General features: G+C 51.5%; 16 protein-coding genes and 1 tRNA gene. 11 read left to right on the top strand and 6 right to left on the bottom strand.

Annotated elements, in window-relative coordinates:
- Positions 1–59: 59 nt before the first annotated feature.
- Complete coding sequence (locus DXD78_RS00950) at positions 60–1,478, bottom strand: ATP-dependent RecD-like DNA helicase (protein ID WP_009037179.1); 1,419 nt, start codon at positions 1,476–1,478, stop codon at positions 60–62.
- 95 nt (positions 1,479–1,573) lie between these two features.
- On the opposite strand from DXD78_RS00950, the gene DXD78_RS00945 reads away from it, so the two are divergent.
- The 3 genes from DXD78_RS00945 to rsmD are packed head-to-tail and all read left to right on the top strand — an operon-like array spanning position 1,574 to position 3,582.
- On the top strand, positions 1,574–2,260 hold the full coding sequence (locus DXD78_RS00945) for a hypothetical protein (protein WP_005824067.1): 687 nt from the start codon (positions 1,574–1,576) through the stop codon (positions 2,258–2,260).
- Between the two features lie 18 nt (positions 2,261–2,278).
- Positions 2,279–3,058, top strand: a complete 780-nt coding sequence (locus DXD78_RS00940) for a DUF3822 family protein (protein WP_009037180.1) — start codon at positions 2,279–2,281, stop codon at positions 3,056–3,058.
- The gene (gene rsmD / locus DXD78_RS00935; RefSeq protein ID WP_005835154.1) at positions 3,049–3,582 is read left to right on the top strand and encodes a 16S rRNA (guanine(966)-N(2))-methyltransferase RsmD; all 534 of its coding nucleotides are present in this window, start codon (positions 3,049–3,051) and stop codon (positions 3,580–3,582) included. The genes DXD78_RS00940 and rsmD overlap by 10 nt, the downstream gene beginning before the upstream one ends.
- A gap of 60 nt (positions 3,583–3,642) precedes the next feature.
- Here rsmD and cls read toward each other — a convergent pair whose 3' ends face one another.
- The 3 genes from cls to DXD78_RS00920 form a co-directional block, all read right to left on the bottom strand.
- Complete coding sequence (cls, locus tag DXD78_RS00930; protein WP_009037181.1) at positions 3,643–5,082, bottom strand: cardiolipin synthase; 1,440 nt, start codon at positions 5,080–5,082, stop codon at positions 3,643–3,645.
- A gap of 261 nt (positions 5,083–5,343) precedes the next feature.
- A complete protein-coding gene (locus DXD78_RS00925; protein WP_009037183.1) occupies positions 5,344–8,268 on the bottom strand; it encodes a TonB-dependent receptor in 2,925 nt (974 codons plus the stop codon).
- Positions 8,269–8,376: 108 nt separating this feature from the next.
- Positions 8,377–8,790: a hypothetical protein gene (locus DXD78_RS00920; RefSeq protein ID WP_009037184.1), complete on the bottom strand. Its 414-nt coding sequence runs from the start codon at positions 8,788–8,790 to the stop codon at positions 8,377–8,379.
- Positions 8,791–8,997: 207 nt separating this feature from the next.
- On the opposite strand from DXD78_RS00920, the gene aroB reads away from it, so the two are divergent.
- A complete protein-coding gene (aroB, locus tag DXD78_RS00915) occupies positions 8,998–10,059 on the top strand; it encodes a 3-dehydroquinate synthase (protein ID WP_009037186.1) in 1,062 nt (353 codons plus the stop codon).
- Here aroB and DXD78_RS00910 read toward each other — a convergent pair.
- The gene (locus DXD78_RS00910) at positions 10,035–10,418 is read right to left on the bottom strand and encodes an MmcQ/YjbR family DNA-binding protein (protein ID WP_005824086.1); all 384 of its coding nucleotides are present in this window, start codon (positions 10,416–10,418) and stop codon (positions 10,035–10,037) included. The genes aroB and DXD78_RS00910 overlap by 25 nt on opposite strands.
- A 3-nt stretch (positions 10,419–10,421) precedes the next feature.
- The gene (locus DXD78_RS00905) at positions 10,422–10,952 is read right to left on the bottom strand and encodes an HU family DNA-binding protein (protein ID WP_008665685.1); all 531 of its coding nucleotides are present in this window, start codon (positions 10,950–10,952) and stop codon (positions 10,422–10,424) included.
- A gap of 373 nt (positions 10,953–11,325) precedes the next feature.
- Here DXD78_RS00905 and DXD78_RS00900 point away from each other — a divergent pair, with 373 nt between their 5' ends.
- From DXD78_RS00900 to DXD78_RS00870, 7 genes are all read left to right on the top strand, one after another.
- Positions 11,326–12,075 carry a NigD-like protein gene (locus DXD78_RS00900; RefSeq protein ID WP_034528862.1) on the top strand — a complete coding sequence of 250 codons (750 nt, stop codon included), beginning with the start codon at positions 11,326–11,328 and terminating at the stop codon, positions 12,073–12,075.
- 183 nt (positions 12,076–12,258) lie between these two features.
- Positions 12,259–12,332 (top strand) — tRNA-Pro (locus tag DXD78_RS00895).
- A 200-nt stretch (positions 12,333–12,532) separates the two neighbouring features.
- Positions 12,533–13,312 carry a DnaJ domain-containing protein gene (locus DXD78_RS00890; protein ID WP_009037189.1) on the top strand — a complete coding sequence of 260 codons (780 nt, stop codon included), beginning with the start codon at positions 12,533–12,535 and terminating at the stop codon, positions 13,310–13,312.
- Between the two features lie 77 nt (positions 13,313–13,389).
- Positions 13,390–16,662, top strand: a complete 3,273-nt coding sequence (locus DXD78_RS00885; protein WP_009037190.1) for a S41 family peptidase — start codon at positions 13,390–13,392, stop codon at positions 16,660–16,662.
- 180 nt (positions 16,663–16,842) lie between these two features.
- Complete coding sequence (locus DXD78_RS00880) at positions 16,843–18,441, top strand: aspartate:alanine exchanger family transporter (protein WP_009037191.1); 1,599 nt, start codon at positions 16,843–16,845, stop codon at positions 18,439–18,441.
- Between the two features lie 3 nt (positions 18,442–18,444).
- Positions 18,445–19,452, top strand: coding sequence for an aminodeoxychorismate synthase component I (locus tag DXD78_RS00875; protein WP_005824166.1), 1,008 nt, complete (start codon positions 18,445–18,447; stop codon positions 19,450–19,452).
- A complete protein-coding gene (locus DXD78_RS00870; protein ID WP_005824168.1) occupies positions 19,436–20,047 on the top strand; it encodes an aminotransferase class IV family protein in 612 nt (203 codons plus the stop codon). The genes DXD78_RS00875 and DXD78_RS00870 overlap by 17 nt, the downstream gene beginning before the upstream one ends.
- The last annotated feature ends 2 nt before the right edge of the window (positions 20,048–20,049 follow it).

The raw sequence follows: 20,049 nt of genomic DNA, 5'->3' as shown, positions 1-20,049 counted from the left end.
TGTTCTATCTACAAAAATACAAAAAATGCCGGAATACTGCATCGGTACCCCTCTCTTTTTCAAACTATTTGTTCTTCCGGATAGTTCACCAAGTAGAGCGTTCCCGTGGCACGGGTAAAGGCGGTGTAGAGCCAACGGAAATAATCGGGTGTCAGGTATTCATCCGTCATATACCCCTGGTCCAGAAAGACATTCTTCCATTGCCCGCCCTGCGCCTTGTGGCAAGTCACGGCATAGGCATACTTCACTTGCAAGGCGTTGTAGTACGGGTCTGCCTTCATCTTCTTCATCCGCTCGCGCTTCACGGTGATGTCGGCATAATCTTCGAGGACGGAGTAGAAAAGCCGGTCGTTTTCTGCCTTGGGCAGCGCAGGCGAGTCGGTATGCAGCGTATCAAGCAGCATGTTCACTTCCAGTTCAAAGTCGTTATAGTCGGGAAAGACCAGCGTCACGTCCGCAAAGCGGAAACCATACAGCTCCCGCGTACGGCGCACGCGGCGCACTACGGCAGTCTCACCGTTGGCAATGAAGTCCATCTCCTTCTCTTTTTCCGTCCAGAAGTAGTTATTTTTCGCCACCATCAACAAATCACCGGTGTTCAATTCATCCTCACGCCAGAGAATCTGCGCACGGATGCCCTTGTTGTAGATGTTCGCCCGCTTGTTGGAACGGCACACCACGATGGTTTCATCCAGCCCGTCGCGGTCGTAGCAAGAGCTCAGCGTCTCTATCAGCTCATTACCGGGCAGAGCTTTAATATCGGCAAAACCCGAAACCTTTATCTTTGGCAGGCTGTAACAATCGTCTTCCGCTATCAACTGCCTCAGGCGGGTGGCATTCCACAAGATACCCGACTGCTGCTCCTGACGCACTACCTGCGTCAAGTCCACCTCCACCACTTCCAGCCCGTAGCCTTTCAAGGCATCGGCAAAGAGGGCAGGACTCTGCTCCTCCCCCACTGGCGGCAGCTGTGCCGTATCGCCCATCAGCAGCAAACGGCATCCCTGGCCGGAATAGACAAACTGCACCAGGTCGTCCAGCAACCTGCCCGTGCCAAACATGGAACCGGACAGTCCCTCATTGGAAATCATCGAGGCCTCATCCACTATATAGAGAGTGTGAGTTGTCAAATTATCGTTCACAGAAAAATTGCTCAGCTCGTTGGAGAAAGATTGCTGTCTATAGATTTTTTTATGAATTGTAAACGCCGGATGCCCCGCATACGCCGAGAAAACTTTTGCCGCCCGTCCGGTCGGTGCCAGCAATACCGACTTTTGTTGCAACTTATCCAACGTCCGCACCAAGGCACCGACCAACGATGTTTTACCCGTCCCCGCATAACCACGAAGCATAAAAACCACCTCGCTACGGGGTGACAGAAGGAACTCCGATAAAGATTTTACAGCAATTTCTTGCTCAGGAGTTGGTTGGTAAGGAAAATTTTCCTTAATTTGCCTTTCTAAATAGTTATTTATCATTTTTGTAACAGAAAAAAGTAAAGGGAACTATCGTTTTTAAATTAATTTCTTTTATTTTTGCGGTGCGAATATAACAACTAAAAAACATATTTATCATGAAAACAGTATTTAATGTCATTTTAGGCTTATGTGCTTTGGTGCTAATTTATATTTGTTACACCAGCATTATGGGTCCTATCAACTTTGAAAAAGCAAAGAAGCACAGAGACGCAGCCGTCATTGCACGTCTGATTGACATCCGTAAAGCACAATTGGAATATCGTACTTTACATGACCAGCAATATACTGCAAGCTTCGACTCTCTGATTGACTTTGTTAAAAACCAGAAACTTCCGTTCATCTTCAAGCAAGGAGAACTGAACGATAAGCAGCTGGAAGACGGTCTGACTGAAAAGAAAGCCATCAACATCATCAATAAGGCAAAGAAGACAGGTAACTATGCTGACGTCAAGAAATGGGGATTGGAAAACTTCAAGCGTGACACTATGTGGGTAGCCGTATTGGATACTATCTTCCCGAAAGGCTTCAACCCCGATTCTATGAGATATGTTCCCTTCGGAAACGGTGCACAGTTCGAAATGGCCATCAAGAACGATACAGCTAAATCCGGTGCTCCTTTCTGTCTGCTCGAAGTGAAGACTCCGTACGAAGTTTATTTGAACGGTCTGGATGCACAAGAAATTGCCAACATCAAGGACGTACAAACCAAACTTGGCAAGTACTGCGGTCTGATGATTGGTAGCTTGGAAACAGCTAACAACAACGCCGGTAACTGGGAATAATCTCACCCCGACAAACGTATGATAGAAACGACTGATTTTAATAAATCGGAACAGTATACATTATCCATCCGTCTCAGTACGGATGGATTTTCTTTTTCTGTGTTCAACCCTCTGGGCGACGGTGAGTTCTCTTACTACGACCGTGCAGTGGACGAGTCCCTCTCCCTCACTGCCAATCTGAAACAGACCTTCCGCGAACTGGCATGGCTGGAACGCCCCTTCCGCCGTGTCAATGTGCTCATGGCAGACAAACGCTTCACGTTCATTCCCCTGGAGTTCTTCGAGGACGAACAAACGGAAATCATTTTCTATCACAACCATCCTAAACGGGAAAACGAAACCGTACAATACAACATACTGCATAAGAACAGCACTGTCGTATTGTTCGGCATGGATAAGAGTGCCTGCTCCTTCCTTCGCGAACAGTATCCCGATGTCAAGTTCTATTCCCAAGCCAGCCCCTTCATTGAGTTCTTCTCCTCAAAGAGCCGCTTGGGCAACAACCGGAAGATGTATGCACACTTGCGAAAAGATGCCGTAGACGTATACGGCTACGAGCGCGGACGCCTCCTTCTTGCCAATTCCTTTGAATGCAGAAGCACACCCGACCGTGTCTACTACCTATTATATATATGGAAACAACTCGGCTTCGAGCAGGAGCGCGATGAGCTGCACCTGACCGGTGACCTGAACGACAAAGAACTGCTGCTGCCCGAACTGCGAAAATTCATCCGGCAGATATTCATCATGAATCCCGCCACTAATCTTGACCTGCAAGCCATAACCCTATGCGAGTAATCAGCGGAATATACAAAAGAAGACGTTTCGACGTGCCCCACTCCTTCAAGGCACGCCCCACCACAGACTTTGCCAAAGAGAATCTGTTCAATGTGCTCTCCAACTACATGGACTTTGAGGACGGCATCCGTGCCCTCGACCTATTTGCCGGTACGGGCAGCATCAGCATCGAACTGGTGTCCAGAGGCTGTGACCAAGTAATCAGCGTGGAAAAAGACCGCGACCACTATGCCTTCATCTGCAAAATTATGCAGGAATTAAAGACGGACAAGTGCCTACCCATACGCGGTGACGTATTCAAATACCTCAAGAGCGGACGCGAGCGGTTCGATTTTATCTTCGCCGACCCTCCCTACGAGCTTGCCGGGCTGGAAACCTTGCCCGATCTCATCTTCGAGAACAACTTGCTGAAAGAAGACGGACTCTTCGTCTTGGAACACGGGAAGAAAAACAGTTTCGAGGAACATCCGCACTTTGTGGAGAGAAGGGTATACGGGAGCGTGAACTTCACGATATTTAAATGATGAATGAAGAATGGTACGATATGAATACACTTCAAGAAATTCTTCATTCATCATTCTTCATTATAACAGCGGCGCCATCAGCCGCACCACACTCTCTGCAGCCTTACGATACCAGGGGCGCTTCACCCAGTTCTTCAGGAATACTTGTACGCAGTCGCGCTGGTCTTGAAGGAAGATTTCGCGCATCTGAAGCGCTGTTTCTGTGTCATAGATGAAGGCATTCACCTCAAAGTTATGTTCAAAACTGCGGAAATCCACATTCGTAGAGCCTACCGTGGACAACTCATCATCCGAAACCATCAGTTTGGAGTGCAAGAAGCCTTTCTTATAGAAATAGACCTTGACTCCCGAATAGAGCACATCTGCCAGATAAGAGCAGGAACCCAGATGCGTCAAGCGGTTATCAGCACGCATGGGCAACATCAGACGCACATCGACACCTGACAAGGCGGCTGTCTGCATAGCAACAAGTACGGCTTCGGTGGGCAGGAAGTAGGGAGTCTGGATATAGAAATATTTCTTTGCGCTGGAAATGGATATGACAAGTCCCTGCATAATGTCTTTCCATGGGCCTACGGGCTCACTCGTTACAATCTGCGCCAAGGAAGTACCGCAGTTTCCTATTTTCGGGAAATAGCGGGTAGACGTAATCAGTGTACGGTCCACAAAGTACCAATCGAGTAGGAAGGCGGTCTGCAATCCGTGAACAGCCTTGCCCTCCAACAACAGATGTGTGTCCCGCCAGATGCCCCATGAGAATCCGCGCATATAGCGTTCGGCAAGATTCATACCCCCCACAAAGCCGATGCGCCCGTCAATGACAACTATTTTCCGATGATTACGATAGTTCACCTTACTGGTGAAAAGCGGAAAACGTACCTTCAGAAAGCTGCGTACCTCGATACCGGCCTCGCGCATCTCTTCAAAAAAACGGTTGGGAACATGCCAGCAACCCACATCATCATAAATCACACGTACCTCTACCCCGGCACGCGCCTTTTCCATCAGGACATCACGCACCAAGCGCCCAATGGCATCGTCCTCAAAGATATAGAATTCCATGTGGATATGCTTCGTTGCTTTCCCCAGTTCGCGTAGCAGGGATTGCAGCATGGAGAGCCCCAGGGTATAGGCTTCCACCCGGTTTCCATCGAAGGGGAAAGCCTGGTTGGTATTACGGAACAAGGATATGAGACGACTGTAATTGATGGGAAGCGCACATGAGTCCTGCGCCAGATATTCCGCCATAGGTTTCTTCAACAAGCGGCTGTAACTCTTCTTCCCTATCATGCGCACACGGCGCTGACTACGCCCGAAGAAGAAGTAAAACACCAGCCCCACGATGGGAAGGAACATCAGTATCAGTATCCATGCCATGGTTTTCACCGGATTGCGGTTGTCGAGGATAATGACGACAATCGTTCCGATGATGGCACCGAAATAAACAATGTCGAAGGCTATCGTAGCAATCTGGCTGGCAATGAAGTTCCAATCAAGCATGTTCACAGACAATTAAGTGTGAAACAAATGTAGGAAAAACACAGAAACTTTCACCGAAGATTACAGAGATTAACATAAAAGTCCCTCTTCCCCCAACTTGTCTGAAAACTTATACTTGCTATCGCTTTGACGCGGATGACGCAGATTTTTAATATTCTTATCTGCGTCATCCGCGTCTGAAAAATAATCAAAAAGAAACCTGCCACAGAATTGAGAGTGTATCAGAATGACAAGCTGATTAGGGGGGTGATCCCCTCCGCTTTAGAACGGCCTGCGTCCTCCGAAACCGCCAGGACCATGACCCGGACCGAAGCCCGGACCGCCGAAGCCGCGTCTGCCCTGCATCTTATCGCGGGCGGCCTTGCTGCCGAAAATATTCAGACGATAGATGAAGTGAAGCATGCAATAGCTGTTCACGCCGTTATATTCGTACACCGAGCGGCCGCTTGCAGTCAGCGAACGGCTGATGTTACTCTGCTTCTTCAGAATGTCGTACATCTCGAAGCTGACGGTAGCATTCCCTTTTAGGAAAGTCTGCGACAACTGTGCATTCCAGATAAGCTCGTTACGGTTCATACTGCTGTCCGTATATCCTCGACGGCTCTGGTTGGCAATATTGGTAGAGAGCGTCATGTTCCACGGCATGGAAATCTGCGTATTGGCACCGTAAGAGAAGGTATAGGGCTCCTGATTATTGTCAGGCGTCAGTTTATCCTTCTCTATTGAATAGGAGATGCTTCCGTTCAAGCCGAATTCAAACCAGTCATTACGATAGGCGGCATTCAGACGTTCGCCCAGCGTCAGGTTGGTGGTTGTATTCTTCCGTTCCACGGCATCTGCTCCCTTACCGGACGTCAGATAAGCCACATTGTTCTGATAGTTGGCATTGGAGAAGGAGTTGATGGTATACTTCTTATTGGGCAGTGCCGTATTGAAGCCAAACATGCCGAACGCATTCCAATTACCGTTGATATTCTTCGGAGTTGTAGTCCATCCACCAGTCTCCGAATTATACACACGGCTATTGCTGATGCTATTCTGCGTTGCCGAGAAGTTGACGTGCGACATAATACCACGCTGCTTTTCGGCATTATACGTATTATAGAAGAATCGCATGTTGTGCGTAAAGGAAGGCTTCAAGCCCGGATTACCGATACGTACATTCTGCGGATTGGAGTTGTCCACAATCGGCAACAGATTCTCCATACTCGGTTGGCTGCTACGCCCGCGGTATGTCATACGCAGCTGGCTCACCTTGGAGAAACGGATGCGCAAGTCCAGGTTCGGAGCGAAGTTGAACACATTGCGGGTGGTATCAATCATATAGTCGCCGCGCTTATAGGACAATACAGAATGCTGCGGCTGGAACGACATACCTGCGCTCAACTGATACTTCTCGCGGATAAAGCGCAAAGACACGGATGCATCGTGGTTGTAGTAGCGGTATTCCGCATACTTACCCAGACTATCCACCGCATGCTCTTCATATCCCGTGGGAAGCTGGGTTGACAATCCCCAATCCGGAAAGCCCTGCAAATCATACGTCGTCTTGTCGCTCTCGCTATACTTGTACTGGAACTGATAGCTGAATTGCAAGAAAGTGGCGCGGGCTATCGGTTCGCTGTAAGTCAGCTGTGCACTGTAATTGTAGTTCTTGGTAGGAGTAGTGATGTACTGGTTACGAACCAAGATGGAGTCTCCTCCCAAAGCATTCAGTAACTGGAAGTAATGTGTTTCCGACTCCGTATACTGGTTGTTGTCATTATTGGTATAACCGAATCTTCCACGGAACGTGACATTGCGTCCTTTGTCATTCAGCTTTCTGTTCAACTGCAAGGTTGCATCCGTAGACACACTCTTGTTGTCGCTCAGCGAACCGCTGTTGATAGCATTTATACGGATACTCCTCAACGGGTCATCGTCCGGATTAAAAATCTTCTCCAGATTCAGCCAGTTATTGGGGTCACTCACCAGACTGTAAGGGTCGGAACTGAACGTACCGCTCTCAGAATTGGAGAGATTGTCCGTTTTGCCGTACGAGAAGTTGGGACGGAAAATGATATTCGTCATCGAGTCCGGCTTCCACTCCATACGGAAATCGGCATTGAAATTCTTGGCTTTGTTACGTTGCCTGCTGTTCGAGTTGGAGTAAGAGTTGCCGTCCGGCAGAAAGTCCTCGGTAGAACCGATACTTGCAATATCCCCATCCTGATAGTTGTAGCGTGCACTACCGCCCAGTTCCAGCTTATCGGTTTGGGTAGCGAAATTCACACCCAGCATTTTCGTTGCAGTAAGTCCGTTGTTCCTGCGCCAGCGCGGAGGACCGCCACCGCCCGAAAAGCCCTGGTCGTTCACGTTATTGGCAGAACCCACTACCGACACCTGGGTTTTGTCCACGAAGCGGTTCAGCATAAAGCGGCCCATATAGCGGTCTTCCGTCCCTCCGGCCACGTCGGCATTACCGAACCAACCCTGGTTCATGCCTTTCTTTACGGTCAGGTCGAGCACCGTCTCCTCCTCACCGTCGTCAATACCGGTGATACGTGCCAAATCGGACTTCTTATCGTAGGTTTTCAGCTTCTCTATCATATCTACCGGCAGGTTCTTCAAACCGGTCTTTACGTCTCCACCGAAGAACTCCTTGCCGTCGACCATAATCTTCGACAAGTCCTTACCGTTGATTTTCACATTACCCTCGTCGTCAATCTCCGCACCGGGCAGCTTCTTCACCAACTCCTCGAGCATGGCTCCCTCGGGGGTACGATAGGCAGATGAGGTATATACCAGTGTATCTTCCACCACCTGCACTTGCGGCGCTTCTGCCGTAACCACAGCCTCGGCCAGCATCACCGCATCCGTTTCCAGTGTCAGTGTACCCACGTTCTTGGCAGTTGTCGTAGCATAAAGGTGTAAAGGGATGTACTGGCTCTTGAATCCGATGTAGGAAACCTTCAGCACGTATTTACCCGCACTGACTTTGGGAAGAGTGAAATAACCTTGTGCCGTAGTGGCCGTACCCGATGCCTGAACACTGTCTGGCAACAAAAGCAACTGCACGGTAGCTTGTATCGCAGGCTCCTTGGTGTCCTCCACGACACGGCCCGATACCGTAATGTTTTTGGTCTGTGAGAATGCAGACAGCGTTGTAACCAACAGCAACGCCATCCCCGTGATAATTTTCTTCATGTGTCTATTCTTTGTCTATTCTTAAATGAACAATGCCTTTTATTCACTGTTTCATTTGACAGACTTCCGGGCAAAAGGTTTAATGCCCCACATGACGATTTGCTTTATTTATCGACCATTCCGCTTAAATAATCTATCAACTGTCGCTTTCTTTATACCAAATTCCAAGCAAAGCACATTCAATATAAGAAATATGAGAAAAGAAGAAGAATCGACCGAAAGGAGGTCACCCTGCGCCACCCGGTAGAGCATACCGCCGAAGATAAAAAGAACGGTCAGAAAGATGGCATTGCGCGTGGCCTTGTTGCGCACCTGCTCTATCTCCTTATTCTCGTTCTTCGTCAAGGCAAAGATTATCATCAGTGCCCCCATCATCATCAGGAGTTTGGAGCATTCCTTATAGAACAGCAAGTTGGCATCTGTCACTTTTCCCCACAATAGGAATATGAAAGGGAGGAACAACGCCAAAGCTATGATGAAATAACCCAGCGGACGGCAATAAACGGGAAGTAATGCTCTCATTTCTATCAATCAATTACAAATTACTAATTACAAATAGCGGGAGGCAGATGACGGAAACACCTTGCCACCCATAGAATTTCACGGGACAAAGATAACGTTTTATTGCCAAAAGAGCTATCTTTGTGCCACAATATAATGAAGAAGGCTCCCTTTCCTTCATAATCCGTAACATCAGTAATTGGTAATTCGTAATTTGTAATTAACAAGATGAGTAAACAAGAAGTAATCCTTTGCGAAGGACTGGCAAACAGCCTGACGCATGCCATAGCGAAGTGTCCCCATGACAAGCTTTTCATCCTTACCGACGAGCATACCCACCGCCTCTGCCGCCCGCATCTGGACGGTATCCCCGCCCTGGAAGAAGCGGAAGAGATTATTATCGGGGCAGAAGACGTGCACAAGAATCTGGAAACGCTGGCTGCCGTATGGCAAGCCCTGAGTGAGAAAGGGGCCAGCCGCCACTCCCTGCTCATCAACCTGGGCGGCGGCATGGTGACCGACCTTGGCGGTTTTGCCGCTTCCACCTTCAAGCGGGGCATCGCCTACATCAACGTTCCCACTACGCTGCTCGCCATGGTCGACGCTTCCGTGGGAGGCAAGACGGGCATCAACTTCAACGGTCTGAAGAATGAAATCGGCGTCTTTGCTCCCGCCGCCTGCGTGCTGCTGGAAACCGAATTCCTGCGCAGCCTCGATGCCCATAACTTCTTCTCCGGCTATGCGGAGATGTTGAAGCACGGCCTCATCAGTACCCCGGAACATCTGGCAGAACTGCTGTCATTCGATACGGAAAAGATAGATTATGCCTTACTGAAGTCCATGGTAGGACGTTCCGTGCAGGTAAAGGAACACATCGTAGAAGAAGACCCGCAGGAACATGGCATCCGCAAAGCCCTGAACCTGGGGCACACCGTAGGACACGCCTTCGAAAGCCTCGCCCTTGCCGAAAGGCGTCCGGTGCTGCACGGCTATGCAGTGGCATGGGGGCTGGTCTGCGAACTCTACCTTTCTTATATAAAGACCGGATTCCCGAAGGACAAGATGCGCCAGACCATCCAATTCGTCAAAGAGAATTATGGCAGCTTCACCTTCAACTGCAAACAGTACCACCAGCTGTACGAACTGATGAAGCATGACAAGAAGAATACCGCCGGAGTCATCAACTTCACCCTATTGAAAGAAGTGGGTGACATCTGTCTCAACCAGACGGCAGACAAGGAGACTATCTTCGAAATGTTCGACTTTTATAGGGAGTGCATGGGGGTATAACGCTCCCGCTCCCTCTTCGGCAGGCTCTCCACAACCAGCCGATAGGAGCGTGCCACCAGTTCTCGGATAATGCTGTCCGGTACATCCTGATTAAAATACACACTGTTCCAATACTTCTTGTTCATGTGCCACCCCGGCTTCACCCCCTCGTACCTTGCCCGCAGCTCCGTTGATTCCTCCGGGCGGCACTTGATGCAGCAGAAGTCGAACACTTCGATATTGACAAAGCAGAACCACTTGTCGCCCACATAAAAGCAAAGCACATCGCGGCTGTATCTGTCGGCCACATTAGGAAAAGGCATCTTCTCGCTCACTCCCGGCAAGGAGAGACAGTATTCTCTGAATTCTTCCACATTCATCGCTCACTCCTCCCCCGAAAAGTCCTCCGTATCATTTTCCATCCCAACTGGGTCTTCATCCGGAATTCCCGTCTTTCCCTCGGCCCGCTCCTTTCGCAGCGTTTCCGGTCGCAACATATCGTGAGGGAAATATCGGCTAAGCGGATAACGGTAGAAATCCATCCCGCTGTTCAGCCTCGCCACCAGCGACTTATCCGGACGAAAATAGACACGGGATAAGCGTACCTTGCCCGGCATCACATCGTCGGGATGCTCAAACCCGTCACTCGTCACCGCCACATGGAAGGAACCCAGCCCCTTAATGGTCACCGACTCTCCCTCCATCAGCGCTTCCTCTATAAACTTCGGCAAATCTATCAATACACTCTGCACGTCTCCCGAACTCATCCCTTTTCTGGATGCCATACGCTGCGCCAGCAGCTCTGCCGTCACACCTCCACGCCGCTGTAACACACGCTGCACAGCATAATAGAGTTGCTTCACCCCTTCCGCCGTGCGGAAAACCTTCTTTCGAACCAAATAGACTATACTCATACTCTTTTCACAATGAACATAATGTTTCTTACTGCAACCAGACTGTCTGCAACCCGCCCGAAGTTTACTTCCCCTAAACAGAAAGCCAGTTTCCATACGGCCGGACAGCTATTCCCCAACATGCACGAGATGCACATCTCATACAGTTCGAGACATACATCTCAACACACGCGAGATGTGCATCTCATACAGCAAAGGTAATCATATTCCACCTGATATACAAATATCTTTCATGTATCGGGGAATAATATTCCGCACCAGCTTACTCCGGCTCTTATCATTAATTAACAATGCTGCATGCAGGGTTTTCGCAAATATGCTATTTCTATAAAAGCAAGACCTATTCCAAATGTTTAATTTAAAAGAGTACACTATGAAAATGAAGTCAATCTTTAACAAGAAAATTTTAATCGCTATTGCAACCATCAGCTCCTTAAGCCTCCAATCGTGTCTGGACGACGATGATAATTATGCCATGAGATTCCCCAATGCCCTGGTAACGGTAAAGACCGATGCAGAGCAGACCGTCTTCCTGCAATTGGATGACAAGACCACTCTGCTGCCTATCAACATGACGAAATCTCCCTACGGCGAGAAGGAAGTCCGCGCTTTGGTAAACTACAAGGAAGTGGACGAGCCCAGCGATATCTACACCCAAGCTGTACATATAAACTGGATAGACAGTATCCTTACCAAACCCATCGCCCCGGATTTGGGTGAAGAGAACGATACCGTATACGGCACCGACCCGGTGGAAATAGTGAACGATTGGGTAACCATCGCAGAAGACGGTTATCTGACCCTTCGCTTTAGAACTCAGCAAGGAGACTATCAAACAAAGCACTTTGTCAATCTGCTGCTGAGCGAGAATCCGGAAAACCCGTATGAAGTAGAATTCCGCCACAATGCCAAGGGCGACATTTACGGCAGGTATGCGGACGGACTGGTTGCTTTCAAGTTGGATGCCCTGCCTGATACAGAAGGCAAGACCGTTAAATTGAAACTGAAGTGGAAATCATTTAGCGGCGAAAAATCTGCGGAATTCGATTATTGTACCCGGAAATCCGTAACGCCCGAAAGTCCGGCTATCACTTCCGTAAGAAACAGCCTAAACCTGCAATAACTTCATTCAAAGTATGCCTGCCCGCTCAAAGCCATTGCCTTGCGAAGCAGGCATACAAGTAAAAAGAGAGCAGGACACGTTGACCGAAAGCCTTGAAACTGCAAAATATAGGTTCATTCAATAAAAAAAGCACTATAAATATTTGCTATTTTAAAATAAAGCCGTACATTTGCACCCGCAATTCGGGATGTAGCTCAGCCCGGTAGAGTACGCGTCTGGGGGGCGTGTGGTCGCAAGTTCGAATCTTGTCATCCCGACTGTTGAGCATTAAGGAGTTAAGTCTAAGACTTAACTCCTTAATTTTTATAGTATTTCTTAATGACAGACTTGCTGCCATAAATATGCTGAATATGTACAAAAAGAAGACGGTGCCTATTCGCTTCAGCGGGAATAGCTCATCAAATTACTGGAATTCTCGTAAGAAATCTCTATTTTTGCACTTTAAACAAGAAAAATTATGGGAGCAGCTAAATGGATAGGCGGCATCATCGGCTTCATGGCCGGAGGACCGCTGGGAGCCTTGGCAGGTTTTGTATTCGGTTCACTGTTCGACACCGATTCAAGTGACGCAGGCAGTTATTATGGAGAAGAACCAACGCACGGCACTACCTATACCGGGCAACGGAACAGTTTCCTCTTCTCCATGCTCGTGATGGCTTCGTACATTATCCGTGCAGACGGGCGCATCATGCATAGTGAAATGGAATTCGTCCGCCGCTTTCTGAGAAGCACATTCGGTGAGGCTGCCGTGGGCGAGGGAGAACGGATATTACTCAACCTCTTCGAACAGCGCAAGCAGATGGACAGACAAAACCCACTGGCATTTAAAAACACCATCCGTGACTGCGGAACGCAGATTGCCGCCAACCTGACATACGAGGAACGCTTGCAACTGCTGGTATTCTTGGTAGAAATTGCCAAAAGCGACGGACACGTCTGCAACGAGGAGATAGAAGCCTTGAAAGAAGTGGCCATGTACATGGGACTATCCGTCAAGGAAGTGGAATCCATGCTCAACCTGGGCGGTAGCTCACTGAACGAGGCCTACAAAGTACTTGAACTTGAACCCACTGCCACCAATGACGAAGTGCGTGCCGCTTACCGCCGCCTAGCCTTGAAACACCATCCCGACCGGGTGGCAACACTGGGCGAAGACATCAAGAAAGCCGCAGAAGAGAAGTTCCAAAGCATCAACAATGCCAAGGAGCAGATATACAAGGCACGAGGTATGAAATGACGTACCTCGCTCCTTGCCTTGTGGACAGCATCATGACGTTTATAAACATTCTATAATTAACATCAACCCACACACTTATGAAGAAAACCCTTGCAATCCTTGCACTAGGCCTTACTGCCATTGCCGGACATGCTGCCACGCCGCTCTGGATGCGCGATGTGCAAATCTCTCCCGACGGTACGGAAATCGCATTCTGCTACAAAGGAGACATCTACAAGGTGCCCGCCAAAGGTGGAACCGCCACACAGCTTACTACCCAAGAGAGCTACGAATGTACCCCCATATGGTCACCGGACGGCAAACAGATTGCCTTTGCCAGCGACAGATACGGCAACTTCGACGTATTCGTGATGCCGGCAGACGGCGGAACCGCCCAACGGCTCACTACCCACTCCACCGGTGAGATACCCTCCACATTCACTCCGGACGGAAAGTATATCTTGTTTTCCGCATCCATCCAGGACCCGGCAAGCAGCGCTCTTTTCCCCACTTCGGCCATGACCGAGCTTTACAAAGTACCTGCAACGGGAGGGCGTACGGAGCAAGTGCTGGGTACCCCTGCCGAAGCGGTCTGCTTCGACAAGGCGGGCCAGCAGTTCCTCTACCAAGACCGCAAGGGATTTGAAGATGAATGGAGAAAGCACCACACCTCCTCCATCACCCGCGACATCTGGCTGTATGATGCAAAGACGGGTATCCATACCAACCTCACCGACCGCGCGGGCGAAGACCGCAACCCGGTGTTGTCACCCGATGGAAGAACGGTTTACTTTCTGAGTGAGAGAAACGGCGGCTCATTCAACGTGTATGCCTTCCCGCTGGCACAGCCCCGAGAGGTGAAGCCCATCACCAGCTTCAAGACACATCCCGTGCGCTTCCTCTCCATGAGTGACGGCGGGACGTTGTGCTACGGTTACGACGGCGAAATCTATACCCAGCAGCCGGATGCCACCCCGAAGAAAGTCGCTATAGAGATTGTGCGCGATGACCAGCCGCAATTCGCCAACCTGCAGTCTTCCGACGGAGCCACTTCTGCCGTTGTGTCCCCGGACGGAAAGCAGATTGCCTTTACTCTGCGCGGCGAAGTTTTTGTCACTTCGGCAGACTATGCCACTACCAAGCAGGTGACGCACACACCGGCACGCGAAGCGGGCCTCTCCTTTGCGCCGGACAACCGCACCCTGGCCTACGCCAGCGAGCGAGGTGGCAACTGGCAGCTCTACCTTGCCAAGATAACCCGCAAGGAAGACCCTAACTTCCCGAACGCCACGCTGATTGAAGAAGAAGTGCTGCTGCCCTCCACCACCGTGGAACGTGCCTATCCGCAATTCTCGCCCGACGGCAAGGAACTCGCCTTTATCGAAGACCGCATCCGGCTGATGGTGCTCAATCTGGAGACGAAGAAGGTGCGCCAGATTACGGACGGCTCCACCTGGTACAGCACCGGCGGAGGATTTGACTACGCATGGTCACCGGACGGCAAGTGGTTTACACTTGAGTTCACCGGCAACAAGCACGACCCCTACTCCGACATCGGCCTGGTCAGCGCAGAGGGAGGCAAAGACATCATCAACCTCACCAATAGCGGCTACATGAGCGGCTATCCCCGCTTTGCGCTGGACGGCAACGCCATCCTCTTCACCACCGAACGCTACGGCATGCGTGCCCACGCCTCATGGGGCTCGCTGAACGACGCCATGCTCGTCTTCCTCAACCAAGACGCCTACGACAAATACTGCCTGAGCAAGGAAGACTACGAACTGCGCAAGGAGCTGGAGAAGGAACAGAAAAAGTCTGCCGGAAAAGACACCCCCCAAGACAAAAACAAGGATAAAAAGAAGAAAGACGACAAGAAAGACAGCAATACTGACGAAAAAGATGACCAGCCGAAAGACATCGTCGTCGAGCTGCGAGGCATCGAAGACCGTGTGGTGCGCCTCACCCCGAATTCTTCCGATATGGGCAGCACCATCATCTCCAAGGATGGCGAGACACTCTACTACCTGGCTGCCTTCGAAGGCGGATACGACCTCTGGAAGATGAACCTCCGCAAGAAGGAAACCAAACTGCTGCACAAGATGGATGCCGGATGGGCAGACATGCAGCTGGACAAGGACGGTAAAAACCTCTTCCTGCTGGGCAGCCGCAAGATGCAGAAAATGGACACTTCATCCGATGCGCTGACCCCCATCACCTTCCAGGTAGATGCCAAGATGGATTTGGCTGCGGAGCGCGAATACATGTTCGACCACGTGTACCGCCAGCAGCAGAAGCGATTCTACAATACCAATATGCACGGAGTGGACTGGGACAAGATGACCGCCGCCTATCGCCGCTTCCTGCCCCATATCGACAATAATTATGACTTTGCCGAGTTGCTGAGCGAATGGCTGGGCGAACTGAACGTATCTCACACCGGCGGCCGTTTCTATCCCAAAGGGCAATCCGAACCTACTGCCAGCCTGGGACTGTTCTTCGACTGGAACTACACGGGCCGGGGCATGCTCATTGCCGAAGTGGTGGAGAAAGGCCCCTTCGACACTGCCAACACCCGGGTGAAAGCCGGCACAGTCATCGAAAAGATAGATGGCGTGGAAATCACCCCCGATGCAGACTACTACACGCTGCTCAACAACAAGGCACGGAAGAAAACACTCGTTTCTCTCTTCAACCCGCAGACCAAGGAGCGCTGGGAAGAGGTCATTATCCCCATCACGAACGGTGCGTTCAGTGATTTGCTCTACAGCCGCTGGGTGAAACAGCGTGCGGCAGACGTTGACAGATGGTCGGGTGGCCGATTGGGTTACGTGCACATCGAGTCTATGGGAGACGACAGTTTCCGTTCCGTCTACTCGGACATCCTGGGCAAGTACAACAACCGCGAAGGTATCGTCATCGACACCCGTTTCAATGGCGGCGGACGCTTGCACGAGGATATAGAGATACTTTTCAGCGGACAGAAATACTTCACCCAGGTGGTGCGCGGCCGCGAGGCGTGCGACATGCCCAGCCGCCGTTGGAACAAGCCATCCATCATGGTGATGTGCGAGGCCAACTACTCCAATGCGCACGGCACGCCGTGGGTATACAGCCACCGCGGCATCGGCAAGCTGGTAGGTATGCCCGTGCCGGGAACCATGACCAGCGTGTCGTGGGAGCGCCTGCAAGACCCGTCGCTCGTGTTCGGCATCCCCGTCGTCGGTTATCGCCTGCCGGACGGCAGCTATCTGGAGAACTCGCAACTGGAGCCGGACATCAAAGTAGCCAATTCGCCCGAGACCATCGTGAAGGGAGAAGACACACAGCTGAAAGCTGCCGTAGAGGAGCTGCTGAAGGAACTCAAAAAATAAGTACCGCCCTGCCCCACGCAGGAATACCGGTCATATAGGCCGATATATATATTAAGATGATGTGTCAAAACGGTTGATGGCACATCATCTTTTTTTATATGCCACAAGGAAGCAATACTTTTTCTATCTCACTTTTTTGCACTATCTTTGTGACATAAACTCCTAACTCTTTAACTGATTATGTTTGCTGACTTGTTAAACTCCTCCTATTTCGCGCTCTTTCTCATTGTGGCTTTAGGCTTCATGTTGGGAAGAATCAAGATTAAAGGGCTTTCGCTGGACGTCTCCGCCGTCATCTTCATTGCCCTACTGTTCGGACACTTCGGTGTCATCATCCCCAAAGAGTTAGGAAACTTCGGACTGGTGCTCTTCATCTTCACCATCGGCATCCAGGCCGGTCCCGGATTTTTCGACTCCTTCCGGAGCAAGGGCAAGACGCTTATCATCATCACCCTGCTCATCATCTGCTCCGCCGCCCTCACAGCCGTAGGATTGAAGTACGCCTTCGACATAGACACCCCCAGCGTGGTGGGCCTCATAGCCGGCGCCCTGACCAGTACACCGGGACTTGCCGTAGCCATTGACAGCACCCATTCCCCACTGGCATCCATCGCTTACGGTATTGCCTATCCTTTCGGCGTTATCGGCGTGATTCTCTTCGTCAAGCTGCTGCCCCGTATCATGCGCATCGACCTCGACAAGGAGGCGCGCCGGTTGGAGAAGGAACGCCGCAGCCAGTTCCCGGAACTGACAACCTGCCTGTTCCGCGTGACCAACCCCGCCGTCTTCGGCCGCAGCCTGATGCAAATCAATGCGCGCGCCATGACCGGTGCCGTCATCTCGCGCCATAAGCACAATGAGCAGATAGCCATCCCCACCGCCCAGACCATCCTGCACGAGGGAGACTGCATACAAGCCGTGGGCAGCGAAGATGCCTTGAACCAGCTTGCCGTCCTCGTGGGCCAGCGCGAAGAAGGCGAACTGCCACTCGTAGACATGCAGGAGATTGAATCCCTGCTGCTCACCAAGAAGGATATGATAAACAAACAGCTGGGCGACCTCAACCTGATGAAGAACTTCGGCTGTACCGTCACCCGCGTCCGCCGAAGCGGTATCGACCTCTCCCCCTCGCCCGACCTGGCGCTGAAGTTCGGCGACAAGCTGATGGTGGTGGGCGAGAAAGACGGCATCAAAGGCGTGGCACGCCTGCTGGGCAATGACAACAAGCAGCTGTCCGACACCGACTTCTTCCCCATCGCCCTGGGCATCGTGCTGGGCGTGCTCTTCGGCAAGCTGAACATCTCCTTCTCGGACAGTCTGTCGTTCTCTCCGGGACTGACGGGAGGCATCCTGATGGTCGCCTTGTTCCTGAGCGCCATCGGAAAGACCGGCCCCATTCTGTGGTCCATGTCCGGCCCTGCCAACCAACTGCTGCGCCAGCTGGGACTGCTGCTCTTCCTTGCCGAAGTAGGGACATCGGCAGGACGGAATCTGATGGCCACGTTCCAGGAAAGCGGCTGGCTCTTGTTCGGCGTAGGCGCCGCCATCACGCTGGTGCCCATGCTGGTGGCAGTATGCGTAGGCCTGTTCGTGTTCAAGATAAACATTCTCGACCTGCTGGGCACCATCACCGGCGGCATGACCAGTACGCCCGGCCTTGCCGCCGCCGACTCCATGACGGACAGCAACATACCGAGCGTGGCCTATGCCACGGTATATCCCATTGCCATGGTGTTCCTCATTCTGATAATCCAGGTGATAGCCTCCGCAGTCTATTGACGCATGAAGACGTACAGCCGGACAGAAACCATCGCCCGCATGAACGCACTGGCCGGAGCCAATGTGCCCTTCCTCTTCATCGTAGACTACGCGCAAGAGCAGTCGCACATTGAGCCCCTCGACCGGATAGACCCCGCCACCTGCCTTTTCCAATTCCCGAAGGCAGGCAACACGGAGACGGCTGCAACAGCCCTTGCCAGAAGCACAGCCGCCCGATGCGCCGGCCCTATCCAGTGGGACATCACTCCCCCTTCCCCCGCCGCATACAGACATTCGTTCGACCTCGTGAAGCAAAACCTGCTGGCAGGCAACAGCTACCTGACGAACCTCACTTGCCGGGTACCCGTCACCACCAATCTGACACTGGAAGAAATATTCCTCCACTCCGAAGCCTTGTACAAGCTGTGGCTGAAAGACCGGTTCGTCTGCTTCTCCCCCGAAATCTTTGTCCGCATAGAGAAGGGCAAGATAAAGTCCTTCCCCATGAAAGGCACCATCGACGCTACCCTGCCCGATGCGGAACAGCTCTTGATGCAGGACACCAAAGAGGCAGCCGAGCACGCCACCATCGTCGACCTGATACGCAACGACCTCAGCATGGTTTCGGAACACGTCGAAGTGACCTCCTACCGATATATAGACCGCCTGCAAACCAATAAGGGCCCCATCCTCCAGACCAGCTCCGAGATATGCGGCACCCTGCCCGAAGACTACACCGCACACCTGGGCGACATCATCTTCCGCCTGCTTCCTGCCGGCTCCATCACCGGTGCCCCCAAGCCCAAAACCGTAGAAATCATCGCCCAGGCCGAGGACTACCGCCGGGGCTTCTACACCGGCATCATGGGGCATTATGCCGACGGACAGCTGGACAGCGCTGTCATGATACGCTTCATCGAGCAGGAAAACGGCCAGCTCCACTTCAAGGCAGGAGGCGGCATCACCGCCAAAAGCCGGTGGGAAAGCGAATACAACGAAGTAATACAGAAAATATATGTGCCTATTTATTGAAACCATACGCATCGACCACGGAAGGGTCTGCAACCTTTCCCGCCACAACCGGAGGCTGAACGATACCCGCGCCCACTTCTGGCCGGAAAGCACACCGCTGCAACTGTCCGATTATCTGTCGTCTCCCGGCTGTGGAGCAGGCATCACCGGGGCGGGCATCGTCAAGGCACGCGTAGTGTATGGTGAAAAAGGTATTGAAGACCTCAGCTACTCCCCCTACGCCGTGCGGCACGTGCATTCGCTGGCACTGATGCAGGCCGATACCATCGACTACACCTACAAAAGCGCCGGACGCGAACCGCTGAACTGCCTCTTTGCCCTGCGCGGCGCATGCGACGACATTCTGATTGTGAAACAAGGCCTGCTGACAGACACCTCCATCGCCAACATCGCCCTTTCCGACGGTACCCACTGGTACACGCCGGCACATCCCCTGCTGAAAGGGACCAAACGGGCAGCCTTGCTGGAAGAAGGAATCTTGCAGGAAAAAGATATCAGACCGGAAGACTTGCCTTCATTCTCTACTGTCAGGCTGTTCAATGCCATGATTGACTGGGGAGAACTGGAACTCCCCGTACGGAACATCATCCCGTAGAG

It is taken from the genome of Bacteroides sp. D20 (assembly GCF_003436255.1).
Taxonomy (GTDB): Bacteria; Bacteroidota; Bacteroidia; order Bacteroidales; family Bacteroidaceae; genus Bacteroides; species Bacteroides uniformis.
This window is presented reverse-complemented; position numbering and strand designations above follow the sequence as displayed.

Coding starts and splice junctions, on each gene's coding strand:
- DXD78_RS00950 (WP_009037179.1), bottom strand. CDS start 1,478: ATGATAAATAACTATTTAGAAAGGCAAATTAAGGAAAATTTTCCTTAC.
- DXD78_RS00945 (WP_005824067.1), top strand. CDS start 1,574: ATGAAAACAGTATTTAATGTCATTTTAGGCTTATGTGCTTTGGTGCTA.
- DXD78_RS00940 (WP_009037180.1), top strand. CDS start 2,279: ATGATAGAAACGACTGATTTTAATAAATCGGAACAGTATACATTATCC.
- rsmD (WP_005835154.1), top strand. CDS start 3,049: ATGCGAGTAATCAGCGGAATATACAAAAGAAGACGTTTCGACGTGCCC.
- cls (WP_009037181.1), bottom strand. CDS start 5,082: ATGCTTGATTGGAACTTCATTGCCAGCCAGATTGCTACGATAGCCTTC.
- DXD78_RS00925 (WP_009037183.1), bottom strand. CDS start 8,268: ATGAAGAAAATTATCACGGGGATGGCGTTGCTGTTGGTTACAACGCTG.
- DXD78_RS00920 (WP_009037184.1), bottom strand. CDS start 8,790: ATGAGAGCATTACTTCCCGTTTATTGCCGTCCGCTGGGTTATTTCATC.
- aroB (WP_009037186.1), top strand. CDS start 8,998: ATGAGTAAACAAGAAGTAATCCTTTGCGAAGGACTGGCAAACAGCCTG.
- DXD78_RS00910 (WP_005824086.1), bottom strand. CDS start 10,418: ATGAATGTGGAAGAATTCAGAGAATACTGTCTCTCCTTGCCGGGAGTG.
- DXD78_RS00905 (WP_008665685.1), bottom strand. CDS start 10,952: ATGAGTATAGTCTATTTGGTTCGAAAGAAGGTTTTCCGCACGGCGGAA.
- DXD78_RS00900 (WP_034528862.1), top strand. CDS start 11,326: ATGAAAATGAAGTCAATCTTTAACAAGAAAATTTTAATCGCTATTGCA.
- DXD78_RS00890 (WP_009037189.1), top strand. CDS start 12,533: ATGGGAGCAGCTAAATGGATAGGCGGCATCATCGGCTTCATGGCCGGA.
- DXD78_RS00885 (WP_009037190.1), top strand. CDS start 13,390: ATGAAGAAAACCCTTGCAATCCTTGCACTAGGCCTTACTGCCATTGCC.
- DXD78_RS00880 (WP_009037191.1), top strand. CDS start 16,843: ATGTTTGCTGACTTGTTAAACTCCTCCTATTTCGCGCTCTTTCTCATT.
- DXD78_RS00875 (WP_005824166.1), top strand. CDS start 18,445: ATGAAGACGTACAGCCGGACAGAAACCATCGCCCGCATGAACGCACTG.
- DXD78_RS00870 (WP_005824168.1), top strand. CDS start 19,436: ATGTGCCTATTTATTGAAACCATACGCATCGACCACGGAAGGGTCTGC.